Below are 12,598 nucleotides of genomic sequence, written 5' to 3' on the forward strand. Positions count from 1 at the left end.
TCCACCTCAACAAAACGAGAGCCATGTGGGAATATCCATTCGATGGCCCGCATAAGATCATCTGCTTACTTCAGCGATGAGAACCTATTAAGTAGTAGTTGAGGAACGCCGTTTGCGCAACCTGACAGACGTCCTGGGGCATCTTATGTGAACTGCGTGGGGATGTGCGTTTTCGCAAAATCCACAAAGCGTACGACCGCAGGCAGCAAAATATGCCAGTCCTGCTGCTCCAGACCTAAATATTCACGCTGCGCCGCACGCAACGGGGCAGCATAATCTTCCGGCAACTGAGGTAACAGCCAGTCAGCCGCCGCATCCTTAGAGGTAAATCTCCCGGTAGAAAGGGTGTACCAGATACGTGCCAGGGTTAAAACGATATGATACTCATCTCCCTGCACATCTGCCGTGGATTGCCAAAGGTCGAGGGGATAACGCAAGGCCTTCAGCAACTGCGCCACAGGGGCTGGCGTGAACAGCCGTTCCGCGCGTTCGCCCTTTAGCGGTATACTGGTTTCCAGAATTTGGGTTATCAGTAACACAATGTCCCAGTCCTGCTGCGCTGGTTCATAAATCCCCTGACAAATGTCCTCTCTTAGCCACTCGCCAAATTGCATTTCCCTGGAAGGTGGAAAACACCAGGGAACCAGCTGCGAATAAAGCACGACAGTGACCTCCAGAGCGCGTTTTTCTGCCGACGCCCCCGGCGGCGATGAAAGCACCAGCAATTCCTGCATCAGCGTTGCGCGTTGGGTCTCCGTCAGCGGCTGGCATATTGTCACCAGCAGATCAATATCGCTGTTTGGCTTCAGACCGCCCGCGACAGCGGAACCATATAAATGAATAGCACGCAACGTATCGCCTGTGACACGAGTAATCAGGCGACACGCCGCATCCGTTTGGCATTGAATCGAGGGCGGTATGGACAGCGTCATCATTGCTCCGGGGCGCAGGTATTTTTTATATTGATTGCCAGAAATATGGCATAACGGCAGAAAAAAAGCTCGCTATGAATAGCGAGCTTTTAACATTGCAATCAGACTTAATGATGTAGCATTTCGTCAACGACCTCATTCGCCTTTAACTGATAAGGATAATAGGTAGGCCAGTTTTCCATCTCTTGCAACAATGCCTGCTGCGAGGTATTTCCCATAAAGATATGGAAGTGCGCCGATTTGCGCGGGGCAATGATATGATCACTAAACTGAACATATTTAGGCGCTTTGCTATTCGCATCTTTACATTCGAACAGATAGCGCACCCCTTTTTTACCCGATGCGTAAGTCAGAATTTTATAGCCGGCATAATTGTATTTACAGGATGCAACGTTATTGTCGCGATGGAATTCTATAACGCCATTTTCAATGCCGATAGTCTCAACATTCGTCGCGTATCCTTTGCGATAATACGCTTTAATATCCTCAAACGTTTTCTCCGGGTCTTTCTTCGCCTTTTGCCTGAAGACAGGGTCCAGCTCGCCGCTGACCAGATAAGGATAGACGGATTGCCACATACCATCCCAGTCGGTGAGCGCGCGATCGCGTACATTAGCGTCATCAAACACGCCCGCTGCCGCTTTTTGCTCAACCTCCGTCATCGGCGCGCCATGAGCATGATGACCATGCGCGAAGGCAGGACTATTTACCAACAGCATTCCCAGAAGCATTGTCAGTTTTTTTAAATGAATCACCAAAACGTTACCCTCATCTTTCTTAGAAAGATGATTGTTATATTATAACATTGCATTTATTTCAACAGAAACTCAGCGGCCACCGCGCAGGTGGCCTTTTTTGATATCAACTGGTCCGCCATCGAGGAATTGAACCCCGAACCTTAGAGGTAGAAGCTCTATGCTCTATCCGGTTGAGCTAATGGCGGAAGAAAAATTACGCGGCCATTTTAAGGCAGGCGTCTGCGCATTGGCTGCATGCCCGCGCGCAATTCTGGCAATGGTCGTGATCGTGCCTTGCACACTCTTCGGCGCAGGCTTTGCAGATATCCGCGCACAGGCGGCATAATTTTTGTGAGTACTCGCTTTCCAATGCCATAAATTGCGCCGCCAGGCGACAAATGGCCGCACATTGCATATCTAACTGGATGCAGTGCTTCATCATTTCGACGTTATCTTCACGCAGACAAGAAGAGGCGCAGATATCACACGCCGCCGCGCATTCATAACACTGCTCAATACACTCACGATGTTCTTGTTGCATAAATGACTCCTTATTTTATTAAGAGGAGTAGATAAGTCTGCACAGAAACGCCGGGATAGCCAAACGGCTACCCCTCTTTTTCATACTTTTTGAACAAAAGTGCTGAATAAAACAGCAATAGTAAAGCCGGAAATCGGCCTCCGTGATGTGACGTCTATACTGTAATGTTCATCTGCTTTTCATCGGAGGTAAAATGGAGTATTTAGCACGACTAAATATCGTTGCGATGCTGATGTCAACGACGTTCTGGATCAATCTGGCGGTCGTTTTTTTCGTCACCCTCATTACTTACTGGCTCATCAACTGGCTACTTAATGTGGTCTATAAAGCGCTACAACGCCCGGATAAAAAGGATGATGCTCATGGGCGGCTGCGGCCTATTGTTTTCGAGATGCTGAAAAAGACCAGTAAGATGCTCATCTTTTTTGCCGCATTTCTCTTTAGCCTGCGCTTTGTCGCCCTGCCCGACCGGTTATTCTCTACCCTCTCTCACGCCTGGTTTTTAGTGGTTGCGATTCAAATGGCGATTTGGCTTGATCAGGGCGTACAGTCATGGATGCGTCATTTACTGTATGCCCCAGGCTCCAATAAAAACCCGGTGACGTTAGTCATTCTTGGTATGATTTTGCGCGTGCTCGTCTGGTCTATGATGTTGCTCTCCATCCTGGCGAACGTCGGCGTGGATATTACCGCACTGGTAGCCAGCCTCGGCGTGGGCGGTATTGCTATTGCCCTGGCGGTACAAACCGTTCTGAGCGATGTCTTCGCTTCGCTGTCGATTGGTTTCGATAAGCCCTTCGAGATCGGCGATTTCGTCGTCTTTAATGATGTAGCCGGTACGATTGAACATATCGGTTTGAAAACCACTCGCATCCGTAGCCTCAGCGGCGAACAGATCGTTTGTGCGAACGCGCAGTTGTTGCAGCAAACCATACACAACTATAAGCGGATGCAAACGCGTCGTATCGTGTTTACTTTTGGCGTCGCCACTGCGACACCGCCGGAAAAGTTACGCCTCATCGGCGATATGGTGAAAAAGATTATTACCGATGTCGGCGAAACACAATTCGACCGCGCCCATCTACTGGCCTTTGGTCAGGATCGGCTGACCTATGAGGTGGTGCATATCGTCAATACCGCGGATTACAATAAATACATGGATATTCAGCAAGAGATAAATATCCGTATTATTGAAAAACTCATTGAGAATGATATCGAACTGGCGCTGCCAAGTCTGGTCGTTAGAGCCCCTGTACAGGTTGAAGAGACCAGGGACTACAGTAATACCGCTGATGCAAAAAACGCAGATAAACGCGTCATGCAGTAAAATCTCTGCCGACAATACCGGGAACCCATGGGTTCCCGGTGCGTTAACGGCGACACGGCAATGCGGAGAAACGACTTGCGGCTATTCCACCTGTAAATGGCGGGTACAGACTTGATCAAGTAGCGCAGACTGATGACTAATCACCAACATCCCTAATGAACGGCTGCGGCACACCTCAAGCACGTATCCCCATATCGCTTTTTGAATAGACGGATCGAGTTGCGCCGTCATTTCGTCGGCAATCAGAAAACGCGTTCGCGGGTCAAGCGCGCGCAGTATCGCAATACGCGCCAACTCCCCGCCTGAGAGCTGCATTGGCCGACGCGTCAGCCACTCGGGCTGCACATGCAAACGCCTCATCGTTTCCAGGTCAGGCTGCCTGGCATCACGCACAGCGTCTCCGGCGCTTCGCCAGGGATTAAACGTCAGTTCAGGATGCTGGGGAACAAGCTGTACCGGACAATACTGATGCAGGGGTAACGGGCTGCCGTCCAGCAGAACGTCGCCCGCCGTCGGCTTTTGCCATCCGGCCAGGACGCGCCCCAACGTTGTTTTCCCCGTTCCGCTTGGCGCATGAATTCCTACCCGTTCACCGGCAGAAATCGTAAACGTCAGGTTCTGCCATAAGACTTTCCCGCCCTGACGAATAACGAGGTCGCGGCAGCTTAGCATTCTATTCCCTCTCCGGTCGGCATAAATAACGGGTTTAGTTCAGGCAATGCTTGCCATTGCCGTTTTAACGGCTCACTCATCTCTTCCGGCTGTAACTGCTCGCAGCGGATATTGTCCGTGATATAACCCTGATGCAGCGCCACAATGCGATCGGCATACCGCGCCGCCAGCAGCAGGTCATGAGTCACCCACAGCACGCCGCATCCCCGCTCGCAGAGACCTCGCAAGTGCTCGAGCAACTGGTTTGCCAGTGCCGTATCAAGCCAGGCGGTGATCTCATCCGCGAGAATATAACGTGCCTGGCTAAGCGAGGCGTGGCACGCCAGAATTCGTTTAGCCATCCCACCGGAGAGCTGGCGGGGAAAGCGTTCCAGGACTGTCGGTTCAAGATCGCTTTGCTGTAATAGCTGTACCATTTGCGTCTCATCCCAGGCGCGTCCGGTCAGATGACATGCTCTGTTCAAATGTTTTCTGATATTCAGCATGGGATTAAGCGCCTGTACCCCCTGCGGCACGTAGCTAAACGTATTGCCCCTAAGCTGCCTGATGGTATGTCTGTCCAGCCGGTTGCCATCAAGCGTAATCTCCCCCCGAAAGCGTAAATTTTCCGGCAGCAGATCGAGCAGACATTGCAGCAGCAGACTTTTGCCCTCCCCGCTGCCGCCAACCAATGCCACCATTTCGCCGGGCGCGATATCAAAAGAGACATTCTGTAATAACGGCGACCAGCGTCTCGCGCCATACCAGCGATAACGCGCGCTTTCCAGCGTAACCTGTTGTAAACTCAGCATACGTCACTCCTTAGCCACAGCCGCTGAATGGCGCGCGCAAACTGATCGAAGAGCATCACCAGCGTGAATAACATTAGGCCGGGAAACAGCACCAGCCACCAGTTTCCATGGCTAATAAACCGTAACGCATCCGCCAGCAACAGCCCCAGCGAAGGCTCATGCGGCGCCAGCCCAAACCCCAGAAAACTTAACGCCGCGCTGTGCAATACCGCATGAGGAAACATCAATAACGTTCCCGTCAACCATTGCGGCAATAGCGCCGGAAAATAGTGATATCGCCAGCAATAAAGGTGTCCATGCCCCAGACGATAGGTCAATGTCAGGTAGTCACTCTGCGCTACCCGCTCCGCGTCGGCGCGCAGAATCAGCGCCAGACGGGGCCAGTGCGTTAACGCCACGGCCGCAATGACGCCGCTTTTACCGCCGCCGAGCGTAAAACAGATAAGGATCAGCAAAAGTAAATGCGGCATGGCAAGCATAGCATCGGTTATCAGCCGCATCAGGAGGTCCAGCCGGGGATGAATGCGCGCCACTGCCGCCATCACTAGCGCGATAACGCCGCTGCACAGCGCGGCGCCAACGCCAATTTGTAAACTGGTGAAGGCCCCCTGAAAGCAACGAAGCCATACATCACGCCCCAGATTATCGGTGCCAAACCAGTGCTGGATATCAGGCGACAGATGCCGGGCAAGCAGATTAACCTCTGGCGGCTGGCTCAACGTGGCATAACCGTATCCGGCAATAAACAGCAGACAGGTAACGGAGAGGATCAGACGAAACAACGTCGGGGCAGGATTATAGAGCATCGGGACGCTCCAGCGATCGATTAAGCACCACCACAAGCCAGGCTGAAATCGTATTTCCGGCAAACACTAATAGCGTACAGAATAAAACGATTCCCATGAGTAGCGGGACATCGCCACGCAGGCCGGCATCGATAGTGGCCTGTCCCAGCCCCGGATACGCAAAGACTTTTTCTGCCAGTAACGCCCCCCCCATCAGTTCGCCCAGAGAAGCAAACTGTAAACAGAGTGCTGGGGTAATCGCATGACGTAACACCTGGTGACGTAACAGCGACCATCCTTTATCCCCCTGAGCGCGCGCAAAACGAATAAATTCGCTCTTCATTACGCTGGCTATTTTCTCTCGCGTATGCAGCGCAATTTGTCCCATGCCCAACAGACTTAACGCACATACCGGCAACACAAGATGGCGTAAACGTTCCGATAAAAGAGCTGTTCCTGCATTATTTCCGGGGTCCCAGGCGCAACAAACAGGTAATACCGGCCAGCGGACGGCAAACAGCGCCAGCAACAGCATTGCTATCCAGAAAGTGGGCAACGATGACAATAAGTAGCTGATACGGCAAATCATCTTATCCGGCCAGCGGTGGAGAAAACGTCCGGCCAGAAAACCCAATGTCACGCCCAGCACACCAGACAATAGCCAGGCGCCTGCCAACAGCGCGAATGACGTCGCAAAACGTTCCCGGATCACGCTGGCGACAGGCATGTTGAACAGCATGGAATACCCCATGTCACCCTGGAGCAGACGCCAAAACCAGTGACCGAAACGCTCCCACAGCGGCTGGTCAAGCCCCCAGCGCGCCGCAATCCGCGCATATTGTTCTGGTGGAACATGGAGCAGATCGTTGCCAATATAAGCGCGGATAGGATCAACGGGCGAAAAGCTAAGCAAAATGAAGGTGCCGGCAGCCACCAGCACCAACAGAATAATCAGCCGCAAAAAATGACTGAAGAACAATTTCATCACCGACAGGTCCAGGTCCAGTCATCAAGATTGTTTAACACCGACCAGCTACCGTGGATTTCTGGCGCGCCTTTTCCCAGATCAATACAGGGGTTGGCCAGATAGGTATGCTGAATATTAAGCAGCCATGCCCATGCCGCATCGCCCTGGACGCCCGCGCCCTGCTTCCCATCCCACTCAACCTGCTGCCAGAAAGGAATCGCCTTTTGCCAGTCAGGCGCATCTATAGCCTGTTTCAGATGTGCTTCTACCGCAGGGTTGCTGTAATAGCCCGGGTTATAATATTCCACACCAGCGGCTTTCCCGCTGTAGTGATGGAAGAGTTCCATCGGGTCCAGACTTCCCCAGCCAAACAGCGTAGGGTTAGCGTGCATATGGCGCTCTACGGTTTCCCAGCTTCCCGACTGCAACGAGACGACAATGCCTAAAGGCTGCAACATGGCGCGCACCGCCTCGGCCAGATCCCGTCGGGTGCTGTCGCCACTGGCATACCATAAGGTCAGACGCGCTTCTTTACCTGCTTTTTCACGCACGCCCGCACTGTTTATCTTCCAGCCAGCCTCTTCCAGGATGGCGCGCGCTTTTGCAATATCGCCATCGCTGAATATCACTGAAGGATTTTGCCACGGCAATCCCTGCACCGCGCTATAGGCGGGTATCGCATGGCCTTCCATCACCTGTTCCGCCAGTTGCTTACGATTAATGGCATAGTTAATTGCGCGTCTGATAGCGACATCAGCGGTCACATCGTTGCCGACAGGATAACCGTTAGCATCCTTTTTACCGGCAGGCACCATCGGGAAGACAATGCCCCGGTTTTCAACGCTATCGCGTACCCAGAGTTTAAGATTATCCTGCTGCGGGGCCACCGCCATAGAAGGGGCAATGCGCACCAGACCTAACTGTCCGCTGCGCGCGGCGGCATAAGCATTATCTTCATCCAGAAAGACAAAAACCAGCCGGTTAAAGTCATTCTTTTTACCCGCATACCAGGGATTAGCTTCAACGATCAGTTGCTGACCCGGCTGAAAGCTGACCAGTCGGTATGGGCCGGCGCCTATCGGTTCGCGGGCGAACGTTTTTTCATCATAACGGCTGGCCGGAACAATCCCTAACGATCCTAATACATTCACAAAGGTGCTCTGCGGATGGCTCAGCGTCATCTCAATTCGGCGTGCGTCCAGCGCTCGCGCATGGCTAAAATTGCCCATGTCAATTTTACCGCCGCTCTTCGCCGCTTTATTGTATGTAAAAACGACATCTTCGGCAGTTAATGGCGAGCCATCGGAGAATTTCAGCCCGGGCTTTAAGGTTAGCGTCCAGATTTTACCGTCGGGGCTGGTATCCACTTTTTCCGTCAGTAAATTACCCCAACTCATGTTGGCGTTTTGCTTAAGCAACGGCGCATGAAGCAATAAGTAGCTGCCGTGGCTCCAGCCCAGCATAGGATCAAAGCCTTCCGTTGGCTCAGGGCCAATGGCCAGCTTCAGGGTACGACCGTCTGCCGTGTCCGACGCGGCGAAAAGCGACGAAGTGAATACCAGAGTCAGCGCGCACGTCACGAGCGCCAGTTTGCCTTTAATCATCAATTTGTCCCAGATTATGCGTTGTTTTTGTTTCTCCCGGCGCAGCATAAACGTCGGGAGACCTCCTGAGGACGGCATTATGGCGAGCATTTGTAATGAAAAAATTGACGCAGAACAGAAAGTATGACGATCTTTTAAAAACATCATACGCACAAACGTCGGGAGCGCCAACGTGGGCTAAAGGCCGCTTTTGACGGGGATAAAACGCAAGGGAAATGACGCCAGGAATACCGGGTTAATTAACGCCATCTTATTCTCTTATTTCCTTTCTATTCTGTATTACGTCTTCCCATCCGACGCTGTTCATTTTCTCAACGTTATTAGTCAGTACTGAAACGTAAGAAGGTATCGTAATTAGCGCCTCCTGGCTTTAAACCTAAACCAATATTAAACGAACCGGGCGTTAATGAAACTTACCAGCAGAACGCCAGTCATATGGCAACCCGATGAAATGACATGCTATGGAGTCCAACCGAAAAATGTTAACGCCGCCAGGGCTCGTGATGATTTTTTTAGCCGTACTGTTCTCATTGCTGACAGGATGCGCAAGTTATAAAAACACGGCATGGGGAATATATCCGGCTTCAACGGATATTTGTCCATCAGGTACGACATCAACAGGAGGGTGCAAAGAGTAATATCGCATATTTAATATACACCACTTTTTAAATGACTGTCCGGACATTTTCGGACGGTAAGTTTTCTATTAATTTATAATGGACTAATCCCATGACAAATAAAAAACACATTTTTTCAATTATCTTTATTGGTTCTCTTTTAACGGGGTGTGCTACAGGACCATCACCGACAGGGATTGGCTTATATACGGATGTTAAAGGGCCAATTACTGCCACGAGTCTCCCGGCAACCAAAACCGGTAAAGCGTGTGCGCAAACGGTATTGGGTATTGTAAATACCGGCGACGCATCTATTGATTCAGCGAAAAAAGCGGGCGATATTTCTTTAGTGTCGAGTGTTGATTATGAAACTACAGGCTCATATCCGTTTTATGGTAAAACCTGTGTTGTCGTAAGAGGACAATAACAACAGTAAGCCGGCGATGCCGCCGGCTTTTTATCCCATTTTACGTGCCGCTATCTCTGTCTGTTCCTTGCGACTCAGCCCCCGCTTTAAGGTTCTGTTAAGATTTTACGCATACCCTACAAGCAGTTGTTAATAAAGGATAATAATAATGGCACATTTCTCAAGACTGCAAATAACGCTTCACTGGTTAACACTGCTCCTGACAGGCATCGCATATGCGGCTATTGAGTTACGGGGGTGGGCGCCAAAAGGCTCCAGCGTTTACCTGTTTATGAAAGACATGCACTATGACATGGGCGTTCTGGTCTGGGCGCTGATGTTTTTACGGTTATATCTTAAACACAAATACCCGGATCCGGTCATTACGCCTCCCCCTCCTCACTGGCAGCACGTAGCCGCTAAATTAATGCATATCGCGCTTTATCTCACTTTTCTCGCCTTACCGCTGCTGGGCGTCGCGATGATGGCATCAGGCGGGAAAAGCTGGAGCTTTTTTGGTTTTACTGTACCGGTATTTTTGACGCCAGATAGCACCCTAAAATCGGATATAAAGCGTATTCATGAAATGCTGGCCAATATCGGCTATTTCCTGATTGCCATGCATGCAGCAGCGGCGTTGTTTCACCATTACATACAAAAAGACGATACATTTTCAAGGATGTTACCCGGTAAATCATGACTATTTCGGCCATCCCGACGTGAGAGAGCACGCCGGGCAAGGCATTATTATTCCAGCGCTATCGGTTTCGACTGATAGCGCCTTATACCGTTTGTAATCGACAATATACGATATTTTTCCGGTTCCACGTGTAGGTGATATGTACGACGCCGCCCTCGCTAATAATAGCAGGATAAGAATACTCACCGTGGTCACTTTCCAGGTCCAGTAGCGGTAGCCATGATTCGCCATTATCCTGGGAAGCAATCAGTGAAAGCGGATAGCGCTTTCCCCAGTTGCCGTTGACCGGATTTAACGCAAGAATCAGCGTACCGTCCTGCATACTAACCAGATCGATACCACTATTATTATTCGGTAAAGATGTCGCGCGGGCAACAGACCAGGTAGCGCCATAGTCGATTGAATCACTGCGAAAAATTGCCCCGCGTGTGCTTCGTAACAACATATGGATATGCCCCGGAGAAGACTCCCACAGCGTAGGCTGAATAACGCCATCCCAGCGCAGGAGGTTTTCCAGACAACATTCCCACAACATCCCCTTTTTTACACCATCCCACAACGCTACGTTTGTCCCGGAAATAGCGTTATCAGGCTCCAGCGGAACAAAAGAGATATTCCAGTGTTTTCCTTCGTCAGAGGATCGATCCACAAATGCCCTCCACCGTTCAGGACTTTCAATCGACCCTGGCGCAATCCAGGCGCCATTTGATGCCAGCAGGAGTTTATTTTTTACGGGACCGCGCGGCAAAATATCATCGTTAACCAACGGAGCTGGCGTACTCCAGGTAAATCCTCGATCGCTGGAGGTGATAAACCAGGTTTTCCACACGTGTACGTCGCTGCCTACTTTATAAAATAACCACAATTTATCCGACGGGTAAAATAACACCGGATTCCAGTGCGCTTCCCCCTCGCGTGCCGCCACTCGCTGCGGTGTTGTCCAGATATTATGTTCATAGCGAGATAGCCAGATGGCTGTATCTTCGCTTCCTTCGCGCAACCCCGCGAACCATGCGGCCACGAGCGTACCGCACGGTAAGCGAACAAGCGTAGAGGCATGGCACTGGAAGGACTCGGTTCCGCTTTCCGGTAAAATGACCTGCCGATTGACGAGCACTAATTTCATACCTGCCTCTATTAAATAAGGTAAAAAGCATCAGCTTTTTTACGTATGAAAGTAGTGTTAGCAGAAATGGCATCAACGCGGTGAAAACGATCAACCGCTATACGAATTTATATTCAGGTATCGCGCCCATAACAGGCAGAATGTCGAGAGTGGACAAAAATTGGACTGACCTCGCGGATAATTCCAACTTACCGCCGTCCAATGGCGACGAGGTCAGTGGCACGGGATAATATAGAGGTCAGGGCTATAATATTTAGCGATCTGTGCCTACAAGCATGACGGGATACTTTTCGCTACAGGCAATGAAGGCCCGTCTAAACGGGCCTTCATTAACGCGATTATGATTTGTGTTCAATCGCCTTTGGTTTGCTTTCTATGGCAATTTTTTTCGGTTTCTCGCTTTCAGGGATCTCCTGGTAAATCTCGACCAACAAGAGACCCTGTTCCAGTTTCGCATTATTCACCTTAGCATGTTCAGGCAAAGAAAAACTCAACTGGAAATCCGCCTTACGAATACCACGATAAATCCAGTGCGTCTGATCCTCTACCGTCTCTTCAGTGTGTTTACCCGTAATATTCAGGTTGCCGCCAACCGTTTCAATTTCAAGCTCTTCCTCTTTCCAGCCAGGAACGCTCACGGTAAGCAGATAGTTATTCGCATCGCGCTTTTGCAGATCGTAAGCTGGCGTCGCAGTGACTGGCGTATCTCCTGTTAATTGACTGAAAAGTCTATCAATACGGTTGAAACGGTCAGAGAAAAGAGAATCAGCAAACACGGGAAGTGCTGACAAGGTTCTGAGTGCCATCATTAACCTCCTGAATCACTATTCAAAAGTTCAACATCAAGGCAAGCATTGCTTGTCCACTGACTACATAGGGACGGGAAAAACATTTTCAAGTCTATAAAAGCCTTTTTTTAGTCACGAATTTAAGTGGTTAACGAAAGTCTCATCCCGTTCATTGCCATTTCCGCTGTCCCTTCATCTTTACAATTTTTCTCCACAAGCCCAATTGATAATGATTATCAATTGCATTAATGTATACAGGTTGGTTATGGCAGTGACCAACGCCCTTCTCCATTATCAAACCCAGCGCCGCCTTCGGGCGGCCTTTTGGGAGGAAATATGGTCGCCAAAAATAAAATTCACGGTCGTCGTATTCGTCAGTCTCTGCAACAGTTACATTATCGTTGTCTTTTTCAGCAACTGGCGGTAAGACCACCAGGAACAAAATATGTTTCAGTCACCGCTGAAACAAAAAACTGGCTTATTCATCTTGTGACTTCAGAGGGCCGTTAGCACGCGGTAGTGACTGTCCATGTTGTCGCTAAAATTTTAATGAAATGACTTTTATACACCTACAATTTGCGCCCGGCGGCTCCGGGCGCCATACC

General features: G+C 50.3%; 14 protein-coding genes and 1 tRNA gene. 3 read left to right on the top strand and 12 right to left on the bottom strand.

What is annotated here, in order from left to right:
* Positions 1-143: 143 nt before the first annotated feature.
* From aadA to ACLJNW_RS05455, 4 genes are all read right to left on the bottom strand, one after another.
* Positions 144-932: a cryptic aminoglycoside nucleotidyltransferase ANT(3'')/ANT(9) gene (gene aadA, locus ACLJNW_RS05440; protein ID WP_023204046.1), complete on the bottom strand. Its 789-nt coding sequence runs from the start codon at positions 930-932 to the stop codon at positions 144-146.
* Positions 933-1,039: 107 nt separating this feature from the next.
* The gene (zinT, locus tag ACLJNW_RS05445) at positions 1,040-1,687 is read right to left on the bottom strand and encodes a metal-binding protein ZinT (RefSeq protein ID WP_001537483.1); all 648 of its coding nucleotides are present in this window, start codon (positions 1,685-1,687) and stop codon (positions 1,040-1,042) included.
* A 111-nt stretch (positions 1,688-1,798) separates the two neighbouring features.
* Positions 1,799-1,875, bottom strand: a tRNA-Arg gene (locus ACLJNW_RS05450).
* Positions 1,876-1,883: 8 nt separating this feature from the next.
* On the bottom strand, positions 1,884-2,210 hold the full coding sequence (locus ACLJNW_RS05455; protein WP_001183699.1) for a four-helix bundle copper-binding protein: 327 nt from the start codon (positions 2,208-2,210) through the stop codon (positions 1,884-1,886).
* Between the two features lie 193 nt (positions 2,211-2,403).
* On the opposite strand from ACLJNW_RS05455, the gene ACLJNW_RS05460 reads away from it, so the two are divergent.
* On the top strand, positions 2,404-3,537 hold the full coding sequence (locus ACLJNW_RS05460) for a mechanosensitive ion channel family protein (protein ID WP_000456065.1): 1,134 nt from the start codon (positions 2,404-2,406) through the stop codon (positions 3,535-3,537).
* Positions 3,538-3,618: 81 nt separating this feature from the next.
* Here ACLJNW_RS05460 and ACLJNW_RS05465 read toward each other — a convergent pair whose 3' ends face one another.
* The 5 genes from ACLJNW_RS05465 to ACLJNW_RS05485 are packed head-to-tail and all read right to left on the bottom strand — an operon-like array spanning position 3,619 to position 8,404.
* Positions 3,619-4,209, bottom strand: coding sequence for an ATP-binding cassette domain-containing protein (locus tag ACLJNW_RS05465; protein ID WP_001660244.1), 591 nt, complete (start codon positions 4,207-4,209; stop codon positions 3,619-3,621).
* Positions 4,203-5,000: an ATP-binding cassette domain-containing protein gene (locus tag ACLJNW_RS05470; RefSeq protein WP_000950207.1), complete on the bottom strand. Its 798-nt coding sequence runs from the start codon at positions 4,998-5,000 to the stop codon at positions 4,203-4,205. The genes ACLJNW_RS05465 and ACLJNW_RS05470 overlap by 7 nt, the downstream gene beginning before the upstream one ends.
* A complete protein-coding gene (locus ACLJNW_RS05475) occupies positions 4,994-5,806 on the bottom strand; it encodes an ABC transporter permease (protein ID WP_000966637.1) in 813 nt (270 codons plus the stop codon). Before ACLJNW_RS05475 ends, ACLJNW_RS05470 begins: the two co-directional genes overlap by 7 nt.
* Complete coding sequence (locus ACLJNW_RS05480) at positions 5,796-6,770, bottom strand: ABC transporter permease (RefSeq protein ID WP_001520270.1); 975 nt, start codon at positions 6,768-6,770, stop codon at positions 5,796-5,798. Before ACLJNW_RS05480 ends, ACLJNW_RS05475 begins: the two co-directional genes overlap by 11 nt.
* Positions 6,770-8,404 (bottom strand): ABC transporter substrate-binding protein, encoded by a 1,635-nt coding sequence (locus tag ACLJNW_RS05485; protein WP_024154531.1) that lies wholly within the window; start codon positions 8,402-8,404, stop codon positions 6,770-6,772. The genes ACLJNW_RS05480 and ACLJNW_RS05485 overlap by 1 nt, the downstream gene beginning before the upstream one ends.
* Before the next feature lie 681 nt (positions 8,405-9,085).
* On the opposite strand from ACLJNW_RS05485, the gene ACLJNW_RS05490 reads away from it, so the two are divergent.
* Together ACLJNW_RS05490 and ACLJNW_RS05495 are read left to right on the top strand one after the other, a co-directional pair.
* Positions 9,086-9,400 carry a TRL-like family protein gene (locus tag ACLJNW_RS05490; protein WP_000182479.1) on the top strand — a complete coding sequence of 105 codons (315 nt, stop codon included), beginning with the start codon at positions 9,086-9,088 and terminating at the stop codon, positions 9,398-9,400.
* Between the two features lie 148 nt (positions 9,401-9,548).
* Entirely contained in the window at positions 9,549-10,079 is a 531-nt protein-coding gene (locus ACLJNW_RS05495; RefSeq protein ID WP_000929974.1) for a cytochrome b, read from the top strand.
* Between the two features lie 82 nt (positions 10,080-10,161).
* On the opposite strand, the gene ACLJNW_RS05500 is transcribed toward ACLJNW_RS05495, so the two are convergent.
* From ACLJNW_RS05500 to ACLJNW_RS05510, 3 genes are all read right to left on the bottom strand, one after another.
* Positions 10,162-11,205, bottom strand: coding sequence for a sialidase family protein (locus ACLJNW_RS05500; protein WP_000780158.1), 1,044 nt, complete (start codon positions 11,203-11,205; stop codon positions 10,162-10,164).
* Positions 11,206-11,543: 338 nt separating this feature from the next.
* Positions 11,544-12,011, bottom strand: a complete 468-nt coding sequence (locus ACLJNW_RS05505; protein WP_001218120.1) for an Hsp20 family protein — start codon at positions 12,009-12,011, stop codon at positions 11,544-11,546.
* A 151-nt stretch (positions 12,012-12,162) separates the two neighbouring features.
* Positions 12,163-12,435, bottom strand: a complete 273-nt coding sequence (locus tag ACLJNW_RS05510; RefSeq protein WP_038803906.1) for a hypothetical protein — start codon at positions 12,433-12,435, stop codon at positions 12,163-12,165.
* Between the last annotated feature and the right edge of the window lie 163 nt (positions 12,436-12,598).

Origin of the sequence: Salmonella sp. SAL4457 (assembly GCF_046548235.1) — a bacterium.
GTDB classification, from domain to species: domain Bacteria; phylum Pseudomonadota; class Gammaproteobacteria; order Enterobacterales; family Enterobacteriaceae; genus Salmonella; species Salmonella enterica.